Origin of the sequence: Pedococcus sp. 5OH_020, assembly GCF_027812955.1 — a bacterium.
Classification (GTDB): Bacteria; Actinomycetota; Actinomycetes; order Actinomycetales; family Dermatophilaceae; genus Pedococcus.
Map to the genome: position 1 here is coordinate 443,608 of NZ_JAPYZV010000001.1, position 21,132 is coordinate 464,739.

20 protein-coding genes are annotated in these 21,132 nt (G+C 70.8%); 13 read left to right on the forward strand and 7 right to left on the reverse strand.

Annotated elements, in window-relative coordinates:
* Positions 1-93 precede the first annotated feature (93 nt).
* Both PHA84_RS01950 and PHA84_RS01955 read right to left on the reverse strand, forming a co-directional pair.
* The gene (locus PHA84_RS01950) at positions 94-1,965 is read right to left on the reverse strand and encodes a Na+/H+ antiporter (protein ID WP_270886401.1); all 1,872 of its coding nucleotides are present in this window, start codon (positions 1,963-1,965) and stop codon (positions 94-96) included.
* Between the two features lie 67 nt (positions 1,966-2,032).
* Positions 2,033-3,730 (reverse strand): DUF885 domain-containing protein, encoded by a 1,698-nt coding sequence (locus tag PHA84_RS01955; RefSeq protein WP_270886402.1) that lies wholly within the window; start codon positions 3,728-3,730, stop codon positions 2,033-2,035.
* A gap of 73 nt (positions 3,731-3,803) precedes the next feature.
* Between PHA84_RS01955 and PHA84_RS01960 the strand changes: the two genes are divergently transcribed.
* A complete protein-coding gene (locus PHA84_RS01960; RefSeq protein WP_270886403.1) occupies positions 3,804-4,484 on the forward strand; it encodes an MOSC domain-containing protein in 681 nt (226 codons plus the stop codon).
* Between the two features lie 228 nt (positions 4,485-4,712).
* On the opposite strand, the gene PHA84_RS01965 is transcribed toward PHA84_RS01960, so the two are convergent.
* A complete protein-coding gene (locus tag PHA84_RS01965) occupies positions 4,713-4,973 on the reverse strand; it encodes an acyl-CoA carboxylase epsilon subunit (protein ID WP_270886404.1) in 261 nt (86 codons plus the stop codon).
* On the reverse strand, positions 4,970-6,634 hold the full coding sequence (locus tag PHA84_RS01970) for an acyl-CoA carboxylase subunit beta (protein ID WP_270886405.1): 1,665 nt from the start codon (positions 6,632-6,634) through the stop codon (positions 4,970-4,972). The genes PHA84_RS01965 and PHA84_RS01970 overlap by 4 nt, the downstream gene beginning before the upstream one ends.
* A 24-nt stretch (positions 6,635-6,658) precedes the next feature.
* Here PHA84_RS01970 and PHA84_RS01975 point away from each other — a divergent pair, with 24 nt between their 5' ends.
* The 5 genes from PHA84_RS01975 to PHA84_RS01995 are packed head-to-tail and all read left to right on the forward strand — an operon-like array spanning position 6,659 to position 11,083.
* Positions 6,659-7,441, forward strand: coding sequence for a biotin--[acetyl-CoA-carboxylase] ligase (locus PHA84_RS01975; protein ID WP_270886406.1), 783 nt, complete (start codon positions 6,659-6,661; stop codon positions 7,439-7,441).
* 27 nt (positions 7,442-7,468) lie between these two features.
* Positions 7,469-8,548: an adenylate/guanylate cyclase domain-containing protein gene (locus PHA84_RS01980; protein WP_270886407.1), complete on the forward strand. Its 1,080-nt coding sequence runs from the start codon at positions 7,469-7,471 to the stop codon at positions 8,546-8,548.
* Entirely contained in the window at positions 8,545-9,333 is a 789-nt protein-coding gene (locus PHA84_RS01985; protein ID WP_270886408.1) for an enoyl-CoA hydratase/isomerase family protein, read from the forward strand. Before PHA84_RS01980 ends, PHA84_RS01985 begins: the two co-directional genes overlap by 4 nt.
* A 30-nt stretch (positions 9,334-9,363) precedes the next feature.
* Positions 9,364-10,041 carry a response regulator transcription factor gene (locus tag PHA84_RS01990; RefSeq protein WP_270886409.1) on the forward strand — a complete coding sequence of 226 codons (678 nt, stop codon included), beginning with the start codon at positions 9,364-9,366 and terminating at the stop codon, positions 10,039-10,041.
* A gap of 7 nt (positions 10,042-10,048) precedes the next feature.
* Positions 10,049-11,083, forward strand: coding sequence for a sensor histidine kinase (locus PHA84_RS01995; RefSeq protein ID WP_270886410.1), 1,035 nt, complete (start codon positions 10,049-10,051; stop codon positions 11,081-11,083).
* Positions 11,084-11,103: 20 nt separating this feature from the next.
* Here the strand turns inward: PHA84_RS01995 and PHA84_RS02000 are convergent, their stop codons facing one another.
* Positions 11,104-11,610: a GtrA family protein gene (locus PHA84_RS02000; RefSeq protein WP_270886411.1), complete on the reverse strand. Its 507-nt coding sequence runs from the start codon at positions 11,608-11,610 to the stop codon at positions 11,104-11,106.
* 84 nt (positions 11,611-11,694) lie between these two features.
* On the opposite strand from PHA84_RS02000, the gene PHA84_RS02005 reads away from it, so the two are divergent.
* Both PHA84_RS02005 and purE read left to right on the forward strand, forming a co-directional pair.
* Complete coding sequence (locus tag PHA84_RS02005) at positions 11,695-12,891, forward strand: 5-(carboxyamino)imidazole ribonucleotide synthase (RefSeq protein ID WP_270886412.1); 1,197 nt, start codon at positions 11,695-11,697, stop codon at positions 12,889-12,891.
* Positions 12,888-13,415, forward strand: coding sequence for a 5-(carboxyamino)imidazole ribonucleotide mutase (gene purE / locus PHA84_RS02010; protein WP_270886413.1), 528 nt, complete (start codon positions 12,888-12,890; stop codon positions 13,413-13,415). The genes PHA84_RS02005 and purE overlap by 4 nt, the downstream gene beginning before the upstream one ends.
* Positions 13,416-13,462: 47 nt before the next feature.
* On the opposite strand, the gene PHA84_RS02015 is transcribed toward purE, so the two are convergent.
* Positions 13,463-13,918: a CoA-binding protein gene (locus PHA84_RS02015; protein ID WP_270886414.1), complete on the reverse strand. Its 456-nt coding sequence runs from the start codon at positions 13,916-13,918 to the stop codon at positions 13,463-13,465.
* Positions 13,919-14,134: 216 nt separating this feature from the next.
* Between PHA84_RS02015 and PHA84_RS02020 the strand changes: the two genes are divergently transcribed.
* The 3 genes from PHA84_RS02020 to PHA84_RS02030 all read left to right on the forward strand — a co-directional run bounded on the left by PHA84_RS02020 (position 14,135) and on the right by PHA84_RS02030 (position 17,129).
* The gene (locus PHA84_RS02020) at positions 14,135-14,743 is read left to right on the forward strand and encodes an acyltransferase (protein ID WP_270886415.1); all 609 of its coding nucleotides are present in this window, start codon (positions 14,135-14,137) and stop codon (positions 14,741-14,743) included.
* Between the two features lie 55 nt (positions 14,744-14,798).
* On the forward strand, positions 14,799-15,860 hold the full coding sequence (locus PHA84_RS02025; RefSeq protein WP_270886416.1) for an LLM class F420-dependent oxidoreductase: 1,062 nt from the start codon (positions 14,799-14,801) through the stop codon (positions 15,858-15,860).
* A 93-nt stretch (positions 15,861-15,953) separates the two neighbouring features.
* Positions 15,954-17,129 (forward strand): acyl-CoA dehydrogenase family protein, encoded by a 1,176-nt coding sequence (locus PHA84_RS02030; protein WP_270886417.1) that lies wholly within the window; start codon positions 15,954-15,956, stop codon positions 17,127-17,129.
* 12 nt (positions 17,130-17,141) lie between these two features.
* On the opposite strand, the gene PHA84_RS02035 is transcribed toward PHA84_RS02030, so the two are convergent.
* Entirely contained in the window at positions 17,142-18,410 is a 1,269-nt protein-coding gene (locus PHA84_RS02035; RefSeq protein ID WP_270886418.1) for an LCP family protein, read from the reverse strand.
* A gap of 145 nt (positions 18,411-18,555) precedes the next feature.
* On the opposite strand from PHA84_RS02035, the gene PHA84_RS02040 reads away from it, so the two are divergent.
* Both PHA84_RS02040 and PHA84_RS02045 read left to right on the forward strand, forming a co-directional pair.
* Positions 18,556-20,127, forward strand: coding sequence for an LCP family protein (locus tag PHA84_RS02040; protein ID WP_270886419.1), 1,572 nt, complete (start codon positions 18,556-18,558; stop codon positions 20,125-20,127).
* Positions 20,124-21,125, forward strand: a complete 1,002-nt coding sequence (locus tag PHA84_RS02045; RefSeq protein WP_270886420.1) for a glycosyltransferase family 2 protein — start codon at positions 20,124-20,126, stop codon at positions 21,123-21,125. Before PHA84_RS02040 ends, PHA84_RS02045 begins: the two co-directional genes overlap by 4 nt.
* The last annotated feature ends 7 nt before the right edge of the window (positions 21,126-21,132 follow it).

Below are 21,132 nucleotides of genomic sequence, written 5' to 3' on the forward strand. Positions count from 1 at the left end.
TGCGAGGGTACCCACTCGCTCGTGGCACGCCCTGCGGCCTTGGGCCCGGGCCCGACGCCCAGGGGTGGTTCCGACCTCGGCCTCGCGCTGGCTTCAGCCGAGCTGCTGGTCCACGAAGCACCAGCGCCATGCCTCACCCGGCTCGAAGCTGCGCATCACCGGGTGCCGCTCCTGCGCGAAGTGGGCCGAGGCGTGCTTCTGCGGCGAGGAGTCGCAGCACCCGACGTGGCCGCAGTCCAGGCACAGGCGCAGGTGCACCCAGGTCGTGCCGTCCTGCAGGCACTCCTTGCACCCGTGCGGCGTCGTCGGTGCGACGAACCGGTCGTGGTGTGCGGCGAGGTGCTCGCACTCGTCCTCAGGACGCTCGGGGGGAAGCAGCGGCTCGTCGCGCAGGGTCGAGGTGCGCTCCTCGATGCGGTCGAGCATGGACTCCTCGATGTCGAGCTGGTCCATCACGTGCGCGAGCACCTCCTGGTCCGCCGCGCCGCTGTCCCGGATGCGGAGCAGCTCCTCCCGCTCGGCGGCCAGCATCAGGAGGCGGACCCGGCGGTAGGCCTCACTCGGCGTCTCCGCCTGCCCCTCCCGTCCCTGGCCCAGACGCTCCCACACGATGTTGGTGCGGTTCTCGGCACGAGAGGCCAGGGTCTCGATCATCTCGGGCCCGACCTCCTCGCACTTCTCGAGCGCTGCGAGACCCGCCGCGACCGACGCCTGCAGGATGGTGGCCTCCTGCAGAGCGTCCTCCCTGGGGTCCGGCCCTCGCACCTTCAGGGTGCGTGCCAGCCACGGCAGGGTCGTCCCCTGGACCAGCAACGTGCCCACGGCGACCGCCATCGCGGCGATCACCAGGACGCTGCGCTGCGGTGTGTTCCCCGGCAGGGCGAACGCCGCGGCCAACGTGACGACGCCCCGCATACCGGCCCAGGAGATGATCGCGTTGCCGCTCCACGAGACGTTCGCGCCCTCCTTCTTCGTCCGGTCCAGCAGCCAGCGCACGGGGAAGACGTAGATGGGGCGAAGCAGCATCACGGCCAGCAGAACCGCGCCGCACACCGCGACCACCCGGCCCCCGGACAGTTCGGAGGCGGCGACATCCGCGACGAGCCGTCGCATCTGCAGCCCGATCATCAGGAAGACCGCGTTCTCGAGGAGGAACTGGACCGTCGTCCAGTTGATCCGCTCGCTGAGCCGTGACGAGGCCGTCTGCACCACAGGCGACTTGTGACCCAGCAGGAGGCCTGCGACGACGACCGCGAGCACGCCGGAGGCATGGAAGTGCTCGGCCGGGACGTACGCGAGGTACGGGACGATGAAGGAGATCGAGGTATCGGTCGCGGGGTCGGTCACGTGGCGTCGCACGCGGGCCACGGCGACCCCCACAGCGACCCCTACGACGACGCCGCCGACCACGGCGCGGCCGAAGTCCATCGCGACCGAGCCGAAGGTCACTGCGCCCGCCGTGCTGAAGGCCGCGATGGCCGTGCGCAGCGACACGAGCGCCGTCGCGTCGTTCACCAGCGACTCGCCCTCGAGGATCGTCACGACGCGACGCGGCAGGCCGATCCGGCGCGCGACCGCGGTGGCGGCCACGGCGTCCGGTGGGGCCACGATGGCACCGAGCGCGAACGCCACCGCGAACGGGATGGGCAGCAGCCACCAGGCGACCAGGCCTACGCCTGCCGCGGTGAAGAGCACCAGGCCCACCGACAGCGCTGCGATGGCCGACTTGTTGACCCGGAAGTCGACCAAGGAGGTACGCACCGCTGCGGCGTACAGCAGCGGCGGCAGCAGGCCGACCAGCACCACCTGTGAGCTCAGCTCCGGCTCGGGGATGAAGGGCACGTACGACGCGACGACCCCGAGCACCATGAGGACGAGCGGCGCGGCGACCCCCAGCCTGCGCGCCAGTCCCGCCACGACGATGACGGTGCCGACGATCGCGACGAGGGTGAGGGCCAGTTCCACGGCCTCATCCTTTCAGGAGCCACCTTGCTGCGTGGCCGCCAGGGCCGGCCCTGGCGAACGGCGGCGGTCAGCCCAGCTCGCCGAGCACCGCCTGCCGCAGCGTGTCGAGACCCACGCCGCCGATGTCGAGCGCGCGGCGGTGGAAGTCCTTGAGGCTGAAGTCCGCGCCCTGACGCTGCTGGACCTCGTCGCGAAGCTGCATCCAGAGCCGTTCGCCGATCTTGTACGACGGTGCCTGGCCGGGCCAGCCGAGGTAACGGTCGAGCTCGAAACGCAGCCACGCCTCGCCCTGGTTGGCATGGGTGGTGAGGTACTGCCAGGCCTTGTCATAGGTCCACTCCCCGCCGCCCACCTCCTGTGGCGCCTCGAAGCCGCAGTGCACGCCGATGTCGATGACGACCCGCGCGGCACGCAACGACTGGCTGTCGAGCAGGCCCATCCGGTGGCCGGGGTCGTCCATGTAGCCGAGCTCCGCCATGAGCCGCTCGGCATACAGCGCCCATCCCTCCCCGTGCCCGGAGGTCCAGGCGAACATACGACGCCAGCGGTTCAGGAGCTCGGACCGGAAGACCGTCTGGGCGACCTGGAGGTGGTGACCCGGAACGCCCTCGTGGTAGACGGTCGTGAGCTCCTTCCACGTCCCGAACTCGGTCACGCCCTTGGGCACCGACCACCACATCCGTCCGGGTCTGGTGAAGTCCTCGGAGGGCCCGGTGTAGTAGATGCCGCCGGTCTGCGTGGGGGCGATGAGGCACTCGATGGTTCGGACGGGGTCAGGGATGTCGAAGTGCGTCCCGGCGAGGTGCCCGATCGCCTCGTCGGCGCGCTCCTGCATCCAGGCCTTGAGCTCGTCCGTGCCGTGCAGCTGGTAGGCCGGGTCGCCCTCCAGCGCGGCGATGGCGTCCTTGACGCTGCCCCCGGGACTGATGCGGTTCGCGACCTCCTCCATCTCCGAGGTGATCCTGGCGACCTCCTCGACACCCCAGTGGTACGTCTCCTCGAGGTCGACCTCCGCGCCGAGGAAGGACCTCGACAGGAGCGCGTAGTCCTCAGGGCCGCAGGCGTCCGGCTCCGGTGCCCGGTCGAGCAGCTCGTCCTGCAGCCAGCGTCCGAGCGACCGGTACGCCTCCGCGGCGGTCTCGGCCGCGCTCCGCAGGTGGGTCGCGGTCCCCTCTGCGAGCGACCCCTCGCCAGCGCTGGCGCCTTCGGGCAGGGCCGCGAAGTAGCCGTCCGGGCCCGTGAGGTCCTCGCACTGCCTGATACAGGCGTCCACCTGCCGCCGTGGCGCGACCCGGCCCTTGTCGGCTGCGGCGAGCAGGCTCTCCTTCCACTGGTCGAGGGCTGTGGGGACCCGTTCGAGGCGACGGGCGATGACCCCCCAGTCCTCGTCGGTGGCCGTCGCCATGAGGTCGAGACAGCCCCGGACCTCCTGCAGGGGTGAGGCGATCACGTTGAGGGACATCTCGTCGAGCCCCGCGACATACACCTCCTCGGCGAGCCCGAGCCGCTCCCGCATGGCACTCAGGGTGACGCGGTCGATCTCGTCGACGGGCGTGGCGCTGTCGAGTCGGGCCAGGGTGTCGCGCCGAAGGATGGCGTGGGCCTCGTGGCCCGCGGGGGAGAAGTCGTCCAGCAGCTCCTCGTACCCGGGGATCCCCAGGTAGGTCGCGGTGATCGGGCTGAGGGCGACGAACGCCGCCAGGTGCTCGTCGGCGATGCGGTCGATCTCGGTCGCGGGGCGAGGGGGGGATGAGGTCTGGGTCACGCCACGGAACGTACCTCAGCGCGGACGCCGGGGGAGCCCAATATCGGCTTGGCGGGCTGCCTACCCTGGGACCATGCCCGCCAGCGTCCTGTCCCTCAACATGGGCGGTCCTCAGCCCAACCCGGCCAAGAAGGTACGGGCCACCGGTATCGGTAAGTCACCGGTGGCGTCGGCGCTCCTGCGGGCGCCGGGTCCGAAGCGCGGTGGCCTCGGCAGCGGCCTCGTCGGCGACTTCATCGGCGACAGCCGTCACCACGGCGGGGACTACCAGGCCGTCTACGCCTATGCCCGTGAGGAGCTCGACGCATGGTCCACCCGGCTCGGGCGTGAGCTGGCCAGCGGGCTCTTCGGGGAGAACCTCACGACGACGGGGCTCGACGTCGACGGGGCTCTGCTCGGAGAGCGCTGGGCGGTGGGCGACCAGGTCGTCCTCCAGGTCTGTGGTCCGCGGATCCCCTGCGCCACGTTCCAGGCGAGGATGGGCGAGCGCCACTGGGTGAAGCGGTTCACCGAGGTGGGTAGCTCTGGCGCCTACCTCGCCATCGTCACCGGGGGCCAGGTGCGCCAGGGGGACCCGATCGAGGTGGTCTCGCGGCCGGACCACGACGTCGATGTACGGTTGAGCTTCCGCGCCTTCTCCGGGGACCTCGAGGCGGCCCAACGGGTGCTCGACGCTGGAGCGTTGGATGGCCAGGATGCCGCGGAGCTCCGCGAGAGGGTGGACCGCCGAAAGTCGACCTCCCCCGCCTCCTGACGCGCCCCTGCCCCCACCCCACTTTCCGAAGTCTGGGACTTCGGCGCGACACGCCGGGAGTTCTCCCGAAGTCTGGGACTTCGGCGCGAGACCACACACCGCACTGGGGGCTTGCCGAAGTCTGGGACTTCGGCGCGACACGCCGGGAATTTCCCCGAAGTCCCGGACTTCGGCGCGAGACGCGGTCGACCCGGGGGAGGCGTGTGTGCTGCTGCGGCCCCTGGCGCCTCAGCGGGGGAGGGCCGAGGCCCGCCAGGCGCCGGCGCCGGGAGGCCCGATGCGGCGCAGGGCTCGCTCGGGAGAGCTCCACTCTGATGGATGGCGCGCCGGCTTGCCCTTGCCCGCTGCGCCCGGTGCGCCGGCCGCCGCCAGCACAGCCAGGAGCGCGGCGAGCTCCTCAGCGGTGGCGTCACCCCGCAGCAGCCGCAGCGGAGGCTGCCCGGGCCGCTCGCCCGAGTCGGCCGGGTACGCGGTGTCGTCCGTCGTCACAGGGGGATGTTCCCGTGCTTCTTGGGCGGCAGGGTCTCGCGCTTGGTGCGTAGCGCGCGCAGCGCCTTGGTGACGTTCATCCGGGTGTTGGAGGGGGTGATGACGGTGTCGATGTAGCCGCGTTCAGCGGCGATGTAGGGGTTGGCCAGGGTGTCCTCGTACTCGGTGATGAACCGCTGGCGGGCCTCCTCCACGTTCTCCCCGGCGGCCTGGGCGGCGGCGAGCTGCTTGCGGTACAGGATGTTGACCGCGCCCTGCGCGCCCATGACGGCGATCTGCGCGGTGGGCCAGGCCAGGTTGATGTCGGCGCCGAGGTGCTTGGACCCCATCACGTCGTACGCGCCGCCGTAGGCCTTGCGGGTGATCACGGTGACGAGCGGGACGGTGGCCTCGGCGTAGGCGTAGATGAGCTTGGCGCCTCGGCGGATGATGCCGTCCCACTCCTGGTCGGTGCCGGGCAGGAACCCCGGCACGTCGACGAAGGTGAGCACCGGGACGTTGAACGCGTCGCAGGTCCGCACGAACCGGGCAGCCTTCTCCGAGGCGTCGATGTCCAGAGTGCCGGCGAACTGCATCGGCTGGTTGGCGACCACTCCGACCGAGCGGCCCTCGACGCGCCCGAACCCGCACAGGATGTTCGGGGCGAACAGCGGGTGCACCTCCAGGAACTCGCCGTCGTCGAGCACGGCACGGATGGCGGTGTGCATGTCGTACGGCTGGTTGGCGCTGTCCGGGATGAGGGTGTCCAGCTCCAGGTCGGCGTCGGTGACCTCCAGCGAGGGCAGGTCCGCCTCGTCGTCGGCGTAGCTGGGGGGTTCCTCCAGGTTGTTGCTGGGCAGGTAGGACAGCAGCGCCTTGACGTACTCGATGGCGTCGTCCTCGTCGGTGCCCATGTAGTGCGCCACCCCGGACTTGGTGTTGTGCGCCCGGGCACCACCGAGGTCCTCGAAGGACACCACCTCACCGGTCACCGTGCGGATCACGTCCGGACCGGTGATGAACATGTGCGAGGTCTGGTCCACCATCACGGTGAAGTCGGTGACCGCGGGGGAGTAGACCGCGCCGCCCGCGCACGGCCCCATGACCAGCGAGATCTGCGGGATCACCCCCGAGGCGTGGACGTTGCGGCGGAAGATCTCGCCGTACAGGCCCAGGGACACCACGCCCTCCTGGATCCGCGCGCCGCCGGAGTCGTTCAGGCCCACCACGGGGCAGCCGACCTTCATGGCGAAGTCCATGACCTTGCAGATCTTCTCCCCGAACACCTCACCCAGAGACCCGCCGAAGACCGTGAAGTCCTGCGCGAACACCGCCACGGTCCGCCCGTCCACCGTCCCGTACCCCGTCACGACCCCGTCACCGTACGGGCGGTTCCCCTCCTGCCCGAAGGCGGTGGACCGGTGCCGGGCGTACTTGTCCATCTCCACGAACGACCCCTCGTCCAGCAGCAGCTGTAACCGCTCCCGCGCCGTCTTCTTCCCCCGCGCATGCTGCTTCTCCACCGCCCGCTCAGACCCGGCGTGAGCCACCTGCGCCACCCGGCGCTTGAGATCCGCCAGCTTGCCCGCCGTGGAGTGGACGTCGACGCCGGAGTCCGAGCCGGGGACCTCCGTGCCGCCCGTGGAGAGGGTCGCGTCGAGGGAGTCGGTGGTCTGCGCCATGGCGGGGAGCCTAGCCTTGCGGACATGCGCCAACCCCTTGACAGTGAGGCATTGCACGAGGCCTTGGTCACGTCCGGCTCGCCGTGGACAGGGCTCGACGTGCACCCCGCGCTCGGCAGCACCAACGCGGAGGCCGCACGGCTGGCCGCGCCGTACCGCGTCGTCGTCACGGACCACCAGCAGGCGGGGCGCGGCCGGATGGGGCGCACCTGGGTGACCCCGCCGCATACCTCCGTGACGCTCTCCGTCCTGCTCCCGGCCCCCGCCCTGCGCCGCGGCTGGATGCCCTTGGTCACGGGTCTGGCCGTGCGCGACGGCATCGCGGAGGTAGCCAGCCTGGCGAGCGGGCTCAAGTGGCCCAACGACGTCCTGCTTCCCGCCGACGACGAACGGAAGGTCTGCGGCATTCTCTGCGAGCTGCAGCCGAACGGAGTCGTGGTCGGTCTGGGCATCAACGTCGACCAGACGCGCGAGGAGCTGCCGGTCGACACCGCCACGTCGTTGCGGCTGGCCGGTGCGCCGGAGGTTCGTCGCGAGGACCTGGTGGTGGCTGTGCTGACCCATCTGGCCCGGTGGCACGCCCAGCTGCAGGGCGGTCCGGCTACCCGCGCCGGCGTCCAGGAGGCGTATCGCGAGGCGTGCCTGACCATCGGACGGGACGTGGAGCTGCACGTCACCGGCGGCCCTCCGCGCCTGGCGCACGCCGTCGGGGTGGACGACGAGGGCCGGCTCGTCGTGGCGGGCGCGGCGGGAGAGTACGCCGTGGCCGCCGGTGACGTCGTCCATGTGAGGTCGCACCGTCGTTAGAGTGCAGAGTCGTTAGGGTGTGGTGATGTGAGCGAGGTCGGCCGGCACCGCATCGTGCGCCCGGAGGACCTCGCCGCCCTCAGCCCTGACAACCTCGAGGCCCGGCTCCTCGGCAAGCCGGCCACGATGGCGCGCCGCGACGTCAGCCGGGGTGCGGAGGTGTCGCTGCTCTCGGCCCGGAAGTTCTGGCACGCCCTGGGGTTTCCCATCGTCGAGGACGAGGACGCCATGTTCACCGAGGCCGACCAGGCGGCGCTCATGGCGGTCGCGAGGCTGGTCCGCGACCAGGAGCTCGACGAGGACACCGCCCTGGCGATGACCCGCGCCTTCGCGCGCACCACGGACCGCCTGGCGGTCTGGCAGACGCAGCTCATGGCCGAGGCGCTCGCTGACCCGGCCTCCGAAGCGGGGCTCGACGAGGCGGACGCCCGCGCGGTCCCGAACGAGTCCGCCGCCCGGGCCTCCGCCCTGAAGCTCGCCGACATGGCCGACGCGCTGGAGCCGCTGCTGGTCTATGCGTGGCGCCGGCACCTCACCGCGGCGATCTCCCGGATGCTCGCGGACGCCGATCCGCAGGCCCAGGGTGTCCGGCGGGTCGTGGGTTTCGCCGACCTGGTGAACTTCACGTCCCTCGTCCGCCGCATGACGGAGCGTCAGCTCGCCGTGATGGTGCAGCGGTTCGAGGCGCTTGCCACCGACATCGTCACCGCCCACGGCGGCCGCGTCATCAAGACCGTGGGGGACGAGATCCTCTTCGTGACGATCGGTGCGGGGCCAGCCGCGGCCGTGGCCCTCGACCTCGTCGAGACGATGTCCGAGGACGAGCTCCTGCCGGACGTCCGGGTCGGTATGGCGCTCGGGCCGGTCCTGTCGCGGCTCGGCGACGTGTTCGGCACGACCGTCAACCGGGCGAGCCGGCTGACGAGCGTGGCGCCTGGTGGCGGCGTGCTCGTCGATGACGCCCTGGCCACGGCCCTGGCGGCGCTCTCCGGGTTCGAGACCACTGCCCTGCGCAGACGGACGCTGCGGGGCATAGGCCAGGTGACGCCGAGCGAGCTGCGCCGTTCGCCCGGTGAGCGCGCGTCCACGAGAGCAGGAGTGTCATGACCGAGCTGGTCCGGGTCGAGCGTCACGGCGACGACGGCCATGTGGCCGAGCTGGTGCTCGACCGCCCCCAAGCGATGAACGCCGTCTCGACGGCGATGGCGCAGTCCCTCACGCGAGCCACCGCCGACCTTGCTGAGGACCCGGCGGTGCGCGCGGTCGTCGTGACGTCGACGCACCCGAAGGCGTTCTGCGTCGGGGCTGACCTCAAGGAGCGCAGCTCCTTCACCGACGACGAGCTTCGCGCCCAGCGACCCCTCGCCCAGGCGGCCTACCGGGGAGTCCTGGGCCTGCCCGTTCCGGTGATCGCGGCCGTCGAGGGGTACGCCCTGGGAGGGGGCTTCGAGATCGCGCTGTCCTGCGACCTGGTCGTATGCGGCGAGGCTGCCGTCGTGGGTCTGCCGGAGGTGAGCGTCGGGGTGATCCCCGGAGGCGGCGGCACCCAGCTGCTGACCCGTCGCGTGGGGTGGTCCCGGGCCGCCCGGATGATCTTCACTGCCGAGCGGTTCTCGGCCGCTGAGGCGCTCGTCCTGGGGGTGGTGGACGAGGTGGTGCCTTCCGGGACGGCGGTCGAGCGAGCCCACGCCATCGCGGACGTCATCGCGCGGAACTCCCCGGTGGGCCTGCGCAACGCCAAGCGCGCGATGCGGCTCGGCTTCGACACAGACCTGGCCCGTGGGCTGGCCATCGAGGACGAGGCCTGGGCGGCCACGGCGTTCTCCGGCGACCGTGTCGAGGGAGTGGCTGCGTTCAACGAAAAGCGCCGCCCGGTGTGGCCTGGTCGCTGAGAAGGCGTGCTGTTGCCTACGATCACCCCCATGACCCGTGTGCTCCTTGCTGAGGACGACCCCGCCATCTCCGAGCCGCTTGCTCGCGCGCTGCGCCGGGAGGGCTACGAGGTCGACGTGCGCGCGGACGGGCGAGAGGCGCTGGAGGCCTCGTCGGACAACCCGGACCTCGTGGTGCTCGACCTGGGCCTGCCCTACGTCGACGGTCTGGAGGTCTGCCGGCGCATCCGCGCGGAGGGTCGCACCGTGCCCGTGCTGATCCTCACGGCCCGGGCCGACGAGGTCGACACCGTCGTCGGCCTGGACGCCGGAGCCGACGACTACGTCACCAAGCCGTTCCGGCTGGCCGAGCTCCTGGCGCGAGTGCGGGCACTGTTGCGGCGCAACCCCTCCGACGTGGTGCCGGCACACGACCTCGTACGGATCGACCCTGAAGGCCGGCGCGCCTGGTTCCGCGACGAGGAGCTGCAGCTGACCGCGAAGGAGTTCGACCTGCTGCGCGTCCTGGTCCGCGAGCAGGGCAAGGTCGTCTCGCGGGAGCAGCTCATGCGGGAGATCTGGGAGACGGCCTGGTTCGGGTCCACCAAGACGCTCGACATGCACATCTCCGTGCTGCGTCGCAAGCTCGGCGACGACGCCGCCCAGCCGCGCTACATCGCCACCGTGCGTGGCGTGGGGTTCCGGTTCGAGCGCGGCGACGAGATCTGACCGCTCGATGCGTCAGCAGCTCATCCGTTCCACCGCCCTCGCGGTCGCCCTCGCCATCGTCATCACGATGGCTCCCGTGGTGGTGGCCATCTGGCGCGCCACCGTCCAGGGGGAGGGCGTCCTCCATGACTGGCTGGCGCAGGGCACGCCTTCCTCCACCTCGCTCAAGCTGGTGCTGGTGGTCGTCGGCCTTGGTGTGGTGGCGCTGGGTGTCGGGGTGCTCGTAGCCACCCGCCAGGCCGCTCGCCTGTCCCGGCCCATGACGCAGCTGGCCGACCGCGCCGAGCGGCTGGGGGCGGGGGAGTCACGGATCCAGCCGCTGCACTCCGGCATCGCCGAGCTCGACCAGGTCTCCCAGGTGCTCTCGCGCAGCGCGCAGACCCTCACCAAGTCGCTCGCCTCGGAACGCGACTTCGCGGCGGACGCCTCCCACCAGCTGAGGACGCCGCTCACCGCGCTGCTGATGCGTCTGGAGGAGATCGCCGCCACCGACGACCTCGAGGTCGTGCAGGAGGAGGCGAACATCGCCATCGCCCAGGTCGAGCGGCTCACCAGAGTCGTCGACGACCTCATGTCTCGCACGCGCCGCGGCGGCGACGAGCCGAAGGCGACGGTGTCGCTGGACTCCGTCATCGCGGCCCTACAGCGCGAGTGGCAGCCGGCGTTCGAGCAGGCTCGCCGAAGTGTCCGGGTCCACGGCGAACGGGGGCTCGTCGTCCAGGCCAAGCCCGTGGACCTGTCCCAGGTGCTCTCGACGCTGTTGGAGAACTCGCTCGCGCACGGACGGGGGACCGTGGACGTCCACGCCCGTCGAAGCGGGCCCTCCGTCGTCGTCGAGGTGAGCGACCAGGGCGAGGGCGTGCCGGGGACGATCGCCCCGCACATCTTCGAGCGCTCCGTGACCACCACCGGCACGGGGCTCGGACTCGCGCTGGCGCGGGACCTGGCCGAGTCCAACGGGGGCCGGCTGGAGCTCATCCAGGCCCAGCCGGCCATCTTCGCGGTGTTCCTCAGCGAGTCGGACTCCGTCCTCCTCGGCTGAGGACAGCCTGACTGCCGGGGTCAGTCGGCCGTCGCCGCCAGCGGCGAGGTGTCCTCCAACGGCTCCCGGCTGAACACGAAGCGCCGGTAGGCCCAGAAGCGGAACAGTGTCCCCAGCGCGATGCCGACGAGCTTCGCGAGGTTCTCCGCGACCAGGCTCTCCTGCCCCAGCACGTGGTGCGAGAACCCCACGCAGGCGGCCTGGATGAGCAGCGCCACGCCGTTCGTGAGGGCGAACAACAGAGCCTCGTGATGGACCGGCCGGTTCCTGCGGTGCCGGAAGGTCCACATGCGGTTGCCGACCCAGGCGACACAGGTCGCGACGAACGCGGAGATGATGGTGGCCACCACAGCTCGCGACAGGGGCCCTGAGCCATACCCCGAAAGGACCGTGGCGCGGAGCACGTTGAACAGTCCGAGGTCGACCACGAAGGCCACGGCCCCCACGATCCCGAACTTGACCATCTCGCGGTACAGGACGTCCATCGTGCCGCGCAGGCGCGCGACGAGAGAGGGGCTTGCGGGCACGCGTGCAGCCTATAGGCGCAGCCTGGCAGGCGCGTGCCGATGCCCTTCGGCCGCTGCTGTGTCCGGCCCGATATCCTCGGCCCCGTGACCTCACCGCAGCGTGCCCCCGGAGGCTTCCCGGTCGTCGGCATCATCGGTGGGGGCCAGCTGGCGCGGATGTGCGCCGGGCCTGCGGCCGAGCTGTCCATCTCCCTCTCCGTCCTCGCCGAGGCGCCGGACGCGGCGGCTGCTCAGGTCATCCCGTCGGCACCGGTGGGAGACCACGCCGACCGGGAAGCGGTGCTGGCCTTCGCGCGCGAGTGCGACGTCGTCACCTTCGACCACGAGCACGTCCCGGCGGACGTGCTGGAGGCTCTGGTGGAGGACGGCGTGGCGCTGCACCCGACGCCCGAAGCTCTGCGGTTCGCCCAGGACAAGCTCGCCATGCGGGAGCGACTGGCCGAGATCGGGGTCGCGTGTCCCCTTTGGTCACGGGCCACGACGGCCGCGGACGTGCAGGCGTTCGGGGACGGCGTGGGCTGGCCGGTCGTAGCCAAGACGCCGCGGGGTGGGTATGACGGCAAGGGCGTCCGCGTGGTGTCCTCCCCGCAGGAGCTGGCGGACTGGCTTGCCGCCGTAGGCCAGCCGGGGCCGCTCGCTGACGGTGTGCTGCTCGAGGAGAAGGTGGACTTCGTCCGCGAGCTCGCCGTGCTCATCGCTCGGAGCCCTTCCGACCAGGCCGCGGCCTGGCCCGTGGTTGAGACGGTCCAGACGGACGGCGTCTGCACGGAGGTGCTGGCCCCTGCCCCCGGCCTGGACCCCGAGCTGGCGGCGGTGGTCACCGAGGCCGGCCTGCGCATCGCCCGCAGCCTGGGGGTCACCGGGGTCTTCGCCGTCGAGCTCTTCGAGGTGCGCGAGCCCGCCACCGGGCGCCCCGCGTACGTCGTGAACGAGCTGGCGATGCGCCCGCACAACAGCGGCCACTGGTCCATGGACGGTGCCGTCACCGGGCAGTTCGAGCAGCATCTGCGCGCGGTCCTGGACCTGCCGCTCGGCGACCCCACCGCTCGGGCGCCGCACACGGTCATGGCGAACGTCCTCGGCGGCGACTACCCGGAGCTCTACCCGGCCTACCGGCACATCATGGCCAGGGATCCCGCACTGAAGGTCCACCTGTACGGCAAGGGGGTCCGGCCAGGACGCAAACTCGGCCACGTCAACGTGAGTGGCGCCGACCTGCCCAGCCTCAGGGACCGCGCTGGTCACGCGGCCGACTACCTCGCCGGCGTGGTGACCGAATGACCGACAGGCCGGCCCTGGTCGGTGTTGTCATGGGCAGCGACAGCGACTGGCCCGTCATGGAGCTCGCGGCGAAGGCGCTGGAGGAATTCGGCATCGGCTACGAGGCGGACGTCGTCTCGGCCCACCGGATGCCGCACGAGATGATCGCCTACGGCGAGCAGGCGGCCGAACGGGGTCTGCGCGTCATCGTGGCGGGCGCAGGCGGCGCCGCGCACCTGCCGGGGATGCTGGCGGCCGTCACCCCCCTTCCCGTCGTGGGGGTTCCCGTCCCCCTGAAGCATCTGGATGGCCTGGACTCGCTCCTGTCGATCGTGCAGATGCCCGCCGGGGTCCCGGTCGCCACGGTTTCCATCGGCGGGGCACGCAACGCGGGCCTGCTGGCCGCGCGCATCATCGCCGCGGGCGAGGGCGAGTATGCGGCGGGTGTTCGGGAGAGGATGGTCGCCTTCCAGGCCGACCTTCGCCACCAGGCCCACGCGAAGGGCGAGGGGCTGCGCTCACGGATGCAGACCGGCGGGAGCTAGTTCATCTGGCCCCCAGCCGTGTGCTGCGGGTATGCACGCAGGGGGTGCTAGCGCGCCATGCCTTCGGAGCGGACCGTGCGCCACTCGATCCGGGGGCACGCGTCCATCACGACGTCAAGGCCCGCTGCGAGCGCCCGCTCGGCGGCGGCCTCGTCCACCACGCCCAGCTGCATCCAGACCGCGTCGATCTCGAGCCGGTCCTTGTGGGCGATGGCGTCGTCGACGACCGCGCCGACGTGGTGGGAATTCACGAAGCAGTCGACGACCTTGATGTCGGTGCCGTCGGGGATGTCGGCGATGCTGGCATAGCCACGCTCGCCATGGACGGTCTCGGCACGGGGGTGCACCGGGATGACGCCCTTGCCCTGCTCGAACTTCAGCCATCGGGAGACGCCATACGCCGGACGGTCCTGGTGGCTCGACAGGCCGACGACGACCCAGATGCCGGGGTCCATGAGCAGCTTTCGGATCAGCTCAGGGTCGTTCTGGTGCTTCAACGTCATGGTTTCAGCATCACACGTCCACCGGTCGACGCAACGGTCGCTCGGGTGAGCGGGGGAGATGCCCTGCGATTCTGCGCCCCTGCGCCGCGTCGACTCGGTCGTGGCCGTCGCGGCACTGGGCGGGCGGGACAGACACGCCATAGGATCGGCTCCGGTCCAAGGAGGAACCAGTGACCGTGGCCGTCGTGGGCGGCGGCTCGGGCGGGAGGCTGTGGCGTGACGGTACGGATCGAGGACTCGGCGGACGTGGCGGACGACGCGGAGATCGGTGACGGGTCGCTGGTCTGGCACCTGGCTCAGGTCCGCGAGGGGGCGGTGCTCGGAGCAGGCTGCGTCGTGGGACGCGGCGCGTATGTCGGACCCGGCGTCACCATGGGGGACCACTGCAAGCTACAGAACTACGCCCTGGTCTACGAGCCGGCGGTCCTCGAGGCGGGGGTGTTCGTGGGCCCTGCCGTGGTCTTCACCAACGACCACTACCCCAGGGCCATCAACCCGGACGGCACCTTGAAGACGGGAGCGGACTGGGAGGCTGTGGGCGTGACGTGCCGCACCGGGGCCTCCATCGGGGCCCGCTCGGTCTGCGTGGCGCCCGTCACCATCGGCGCCTGGGCGCTGGTCGCTGCCGGGTCTGTCGTGGTCAGCGACGTCCCGGACTTCGCCCTGGTCGCCGGGGTACCGGCCAAGCGGGTGCGGTGGGTCGGGAAGGCAGGTTTGCCCCTCGAGCTTGGAGGGCAGACTGGCTCCTGGGTGTGTCCCCAGACGGGAGAGCGCTACACCGAGGCGGACGGCGTGCTCACCGTGGCTGCGCACAGCCCGGGCTGACACCGGTCCGCAGTCACCACCTCACCCGCTACGCCAAAGGCCAAGGAGGCTGTCGATGAAGTTCGGACTGTTCGTCCCACAGGGCTGGCGTATGGACCTGGTGGGGATCGACCCCACCCAGCACTGGGGGGTCATGGCGGGGCTCGCCCGGCGCGCGGACGCCAACGAGGACTGGACCTCCATCTGGGTGTACGACCACTTCCACACCGTGCCGGTGCCGAGCGAGGAGGCCACCCACGAGGCGTGGACCCTGATGGCCGCTTTCGCGGCGGTCACCGGCAGGGTCCGGCTGGGGCAGATGTGCACCTGCATGAGCTACCGGGAGCCGACTTATCTGGCCAAGGTCGCGGCCACGGTGGACGTGATCTCCGAGGGACGCGTGGAGATGGGCATCGGTGCAGGCTGGTACGAGCACGAGTGGCGCGCCTACGGCTACGGCTTCCCGCGCGCGGGGGAGCGGCTGAAGCGGCTCGAGGAGGGCGTCCAGATCTTCCGGGACATGTGGACCAAGGGCACCGCCACCTTCTCCGGTGAGCACTACGACGTCGACGGCGCGCGGTGCTACCCGCGGCCGCTGCAGGGAACTGCGTTGCCCGGCTCCAAGGCCAACGGCATCCCCATGTGGATCGCGGGCGGTGGCGAGAAGAAGACGCTGCGGATCGCCGCCCAGTACGCGGACTACACCAACTACGCACCGGGGAGCATCGAGGAGTTCCAGCAGAAGTCGGAGCTGCTTCGTGGCCACTGTGATGATGTCGGACGCGACTTCTCGGAGATCGTCCGGACCACGAACTTCAACATCGTCATCGGCCGGGACGAGCAGGAGGTCTCGGACAGGATCGAAGGCACTCGCGCACGACTGCTCCAGGCGGGCGTGCCCGACGACGTCACGGAGCGTCAGATCCAGGAGCTCCGCGGCTCCCAAGGCTGTGGGACCCCGGAGCAGATCCTCGAGCGTCTCACCCAGTGGCAGGAGGCCGGGATGACGTACCTCATCACGAACTTCAACGAGGCCGCCTACGACACCTCCGGGATCGCGCTCTTCGAGCGCGAGGTGATGCCGGAGCTCGCCGACCAGGCCGACCACGGACACCTCTGGCACCTGGGCCGCCGCTGAGGCGCCGACTGGCTCCCGCCGACGGCTGGGCGTGCTCGGCGCCACACCGCGACGCAGACCCAGACGTCATACCAACGAGTAACCTATCGACCTGTGAGCACAGATCGGTACGGCAACCCAGAGTTCGACGCCTTCCGCCTTCCGTCGGACCACGAGGAGCTGCGCGAGGCCGTCCGAGCCGTGGCCGAGGCGCGGATCGCACCGTACGCGGCGGAGGTGGACGAGCAGGCGCGCTACCCCCAGGAAGCACACGACGCTCTGGTGGCTGCCGACTTCTTCGCGCCGCACATCCCCGAGGAGTACGGCGGGGTGGGGGCGGACGCCCTGGCGACGTGCATCGTGATCGAGGAGGTCGCGCGGGTCGACGCGTCGGCGTCGCTCATCCCGGCCGTCAACAAGCTCGGCACGATGCCGCTGGTCCTTGCTGGCGAGGAGGAGCTCAAGAAGCGCTACCTCACGCCGGTGGCGGCCGGGCTGTCGACCTTCTCCTACGGCCTGTCCGAGCGCGAGGCCGGCTCGGACACGGCGGCGATGAAGACCCGGGCGCGGCCCGACGGTGACGGCTGGGTGCTCAACGGACAGAAGTCGTGGATCACCAACGCCGGAGTGTCCGACTACTACACGGTCCTGGCGGTGACGGACCCGGACGGGCGGCGTGGCGCCAACGTCACGGCCTTCGTCGTCGAGAAGTCGGACGAGGGCTTCACGTTCGGGGAGAGGGAGCACAAGCTGGGCATCAAGGGCAGCCCCACCCGCGAGCTGTACTTCGACGCCGTCCGCATCCCCGGCGACCGGGTGGTGGGCACCGTCGGCGAGGGGCTGAAGCTCGCGCTCGCCACGCTGGACCACACGCGCGTCACGATCGGGGCGCAGGCGGTCGGCATCGCCCAGGGCGCCCTGGACCACGCGGTCGCCTACGTCAAGGAGCGCAAGCAGTTCGGCAAGCACATCGCCGAGTTCCAGGGCGTCCAGTTCATGCTGGCCGACATGGCGATGGCCGTCGAGGCGGCCCGCCAGCTGGTGTATGCCGCCGCCGCCAAGTCAGAGCGCGGCGACTCCGACCTGCCGTTCTTCGGGGCAGCCGCCAAGTGCTACGCCTCCGACGTCGCCATGCAGGTCACCACGGACGCGGTGCAGCTGTTCGGCGGCGCGGGCTACGTGCGCGACTTCCCGGTCGAGCGGATGATGCGTGACGCCAAGATCACCCAGATCTACGAGGGGACGAACCAGATCCAGCGCCTGGTGATGGCACGTCAGCTGCTGAGGTAGCGCGAGTCGGTCCTAGCCACCTGACGGCTTGCCGTCCGTGCCGGCCGGCGGGGCCTCCAGCGGGGTGTCGTTGCGAAGGGACCGGAACAACAACCTCGCTCGCTCGCTGTCCCACTTCACCGAGCTGCCCGCACTCGTCTGGTAGCTCAGACTCTGGATGGGCACGACGAGGCTCAGGCCTTGGTCCTTGGACACGGCTCGCATGGTGAGCAGCACACGGCTGGCGTCGCGCAGCGAGGTGTCCCCGCCGACGACGAGCCCATGCGCCGCGGCGTGGGTGAAGGCCCAGTAGCGCCAGGGGAGCAGGACCGTAGCCGGGGTCAGCGCCTTCTTCATGATGGCCGCCAGGAACTGTCGCTGCCGCTCAGCACGGCCGATGTCGCCTCGGGGATCGGAGTAGCGAGCTCGCACGAAGCCGAGGGCGTTGCGCCCGTCGAGCACCTGACAGCCCTTCTGCAGGTTGATCCCGGCCTTCTTGTCGTTCATCCGGAAGGGCACGCAGATGGTGACCCCGTCCACCGAGTCGACCACGTCGGCGAAGCCGGCGAAGCCGATCTCCACATAGCCGTCGATGTGCAGGTCGGTGACCTGTTCCACCGTCCGGACGAGCAGCTTCGGGCCCCCGAGCGCGAAGGCCGCGTTGATCTTGTTGCTCCCATGGCCCGGAATCGGGACGTACGAGTCCCTGGGGATCGATACGAGAGCCGGCTTGCCGCCGCTCTGGGACACGTGGACGAGGATGATCGAGTCGGTGCGCCGGCCTGCCGCGTTGCCGGTCGCGTACTGCTTCCTCTGGGCAGCGGTCAGACCCTCGCGGCTGTCCGACCCCACGAGAAGATAGGTGAAGCCCTTCGTGTGGGCAGGTCGCGAACCCGCCGGCGTGGTGTCCACCTTCGTCACCGTGCTCCACGCGTGCACCGGCGTCACGACCATGAAGGCCAGCCAGGCCACCACGGCCAAGAGCACGACCCTGCCTGCAGCGAAGCGGCCTCGGCGCGTGCCGCGCGGGCGCTCCTGGTCGCGCCGTACCCGGACGTCGGCCGCGGGGCCGCCCGGGCGGCCGGCCGGCCGGCGTCCCCCCTGGGGCGCTGCCGGACCGGGTGGGACCGAGCCGTGCCGACGGGCCCTGCGGCCGCGGACGTCGACGGTGTAGATGTCATCGCCACCGGCGTCCGGAAGGCCGTCGACACCGGCCGTGCCCTCGACGTCCTCGGCGCTGTGTCTCCCCACGCGCTGAGGGATGGGCCGGGCGTCGTCGCGCCCTGGTGGGGGTCCAGTCATGGAGCCCAGTGTCCGCTGAGCGCTCCACCGCTGGCAAAAGACGCCACCGCCCACTCCCGGGCGCCCGGCTCCATCGCGCGACACGCCGCCTCCGAAAGCGCAGTGGTCGCAGTATTCCCAGTGGTGTCACCAATACTGGTGCACCATGACACCCCCCTCCTTCGCTCCGACGACCGCCGCGGAGCAAGGGGTCTACCTGGCCACCAGGGCTGTGCCCGGGCTGCGCACAGCCGAGGTGCTCGGGCCGAGGATGGCTCGTCGCCGCGCCTTCACCCTCGTGCTCTTGACCGTGATGGTCCCCGGCGTGGCTCAGCTCGTGGCCGGCAACCGCAGCCTGGGCCGGTTCGCCATCCGCTGCTGGCTCGTCCTCGTCAGTGCTGCCGCCGCGATGGGGGCTGTCTCCTTCGTCAGCCGCGCCGCCGCCATCGGACTCGTCAGCCGCGGCTGGGTGCTGGCCTCGCTGCAGTGGGTGCTCACCGCGTATGCGGTGCTGTGGGCTGTGCTTCTCCTGGACGCCTGGAGGTTGGCGAGGCCCAGCGGGCTGCTCGTCCGGGCCCGGCGGGTGCTCACCGGGCTGACAGCGGGTCTACTGGTCGTCACCTCGGGTGGCCTGGTGTACGCGGCGAGCAGCGTCGGCGCCGGCAAGGACGCTCTGAACGCCCTCTTCCAGGGCCACCAGGCGCTCGACGCCGTGGACGGCCGATACAACATCCTCGTGCTGGGTGCCGACAGTGGCAAGGACCGCGTGGGCACCCGCCCCGACTCCATCCAGCTGGTCAGCGTGGATGCCCGCACGGGCCGCGCGGTGACGTTCGGGTTCTCCAGGGATACCGAGAACATCAACTTCCGGCCGGGCTCGACGATGGCGTCACTCATGCCGGAGGGATGGAACTGCGGCGACGGCTGCCTGCTGAACGGGCTCTACACCTGGGCGCAGGACCACGCGACGCAGTTCCCGGCCGGGACCTCGAACGCGGGCGTCCTCGCCACGAGGGAGGCTGTCGAGGCTCTCAGCGGCCTGAGGATCCAGTACTACGTCATGGTGGACCTCAACGGGTTCCGCAAGATGGTCGACGCAGTCGGTGGGCTCGACGTCACCGTCAGGTTCCGCACGCCGATCGGCGGCGGCACGTCGCCCGTCGTGGCGTGGATCGAGCCAGGGCGTCAGCATCTCGACGGTTACCACGCCCTGTGGTACGCACGGTCGCGCTCCGGCTCCACGAACTACGAGCGGATGGCCCGGCAGCGGTGTGTCATGACGGCGATGATCGACCAGCTCGATCCCGAGACGCTGGTCACGCGGTTCCAGAAGATCGCCGGTGCCAGCTCCGGTCTGATCCAGACCGACCTGCCCCAGTCCGAGCTGGGCCGCTTCGCCGAGCTGGCCATGAAGACGCGCGTGCAGAAGATCCGAGGAGTCAACTTCGTCCCCCCGCTGATGAAGCCCTGGGACTACGACCCCGCGCTTGTGACGTCCACCGTGAAGGCCGCCATCGAGGCCTCCGAGAAGTCGTCGAAGGCGAAGGACGGCTCGGCTTCGCCACCCTCCTCCGCCAAGCCCAAAGCCACGGCCAACGCCACGGCCAAGACCACGACCAACGCCACGGCCAAGACCACTGTCCGGGCGCAGCCGGGAACGGCCGTGGTGGACCCGGCGAAGGCGGCTGGCAACGCGGCGGAGAGCGACCTCTCCTCCGTATGCTCAGCAGCCTCATGACGAGCAGCCCCGAGCCCCGCACCACGAGCGCCGCGCCATCGGTAGGCATTGTCATGCCGATCCTCAACGAGGAGAGGCACCTGCGGGAGGCGGTCGACGCCGTCCTGGCACAGGACTACGACGGCCCGCTCCAGCTCGTCCTGGCCCTCGGGCCGAGCACCGACCGCACCGCGGGAATCGCGCACGACCTGGCGGCGGCCGACCCGCGTGTCCGGACGGTGGAGAACCCCTCGGGGAGGACCCCGGAGGCGCTCAACAGGGCCATCGGCGCCCTGGACGACGTGGACGTCGTCGTTCGGGTGGACGGTCACGGCGTGCTCGACCGCGACTACGTCCGTACGGCGGTCGCCCTGTTGGAGGAGACAGGTGCAGCGAACGTCGGGGGTCTGATGGACGCCGAAGGTGTCACGTCGTTCGAGCGGGCGGTGGCGGCAGCGATGACCTCCCGCCTGGGCGTGGGGTCGGCGGCCTTCCACACCGGAGGCGACGCCGGCCCGGCGGACACGGTCTACCTCGGCGTCTTCCGGCGCGAGTGGCTGCAGCGGATGGGCGGCTACGATCACCGCTTCACCCGTGCGCAGGACTGGGAGCTCAACCACCGGATCCGGGAGGCGGGCGGTCTGGTGTGGTTCTCCCCTCGGCTGCGCGTGGCGTACCGACCTCGGCCCACGCTGCCGGCTCTGGCGCGTCAGTATCGGGACTACGGGCGCTGGCGCCGCGCGGTCGGCCGGACCCACCGGGGCACGATCAACGCGCGCTACCTTGCCCCGCCCGCCGCGCTCGTGGGTGTCGTGGCAGGAGCAGTGGGAGGTCTGGCGTGGAAGCCGCTATGGCTCCTGCCGACGGCGTACCTGGGTCTGACCACGGTCGGCGGCCTCACGGTGCGCGACCTTCGCCTCCGGCCCGCCGACAGACTGTGGCTGCCCGTGGTGCTGCCGACCATGCACCTGAGCTGGGGATGGGGCTTCCTGACCAGTCAGGTTCGCATCGAGACGTGACCTGTTC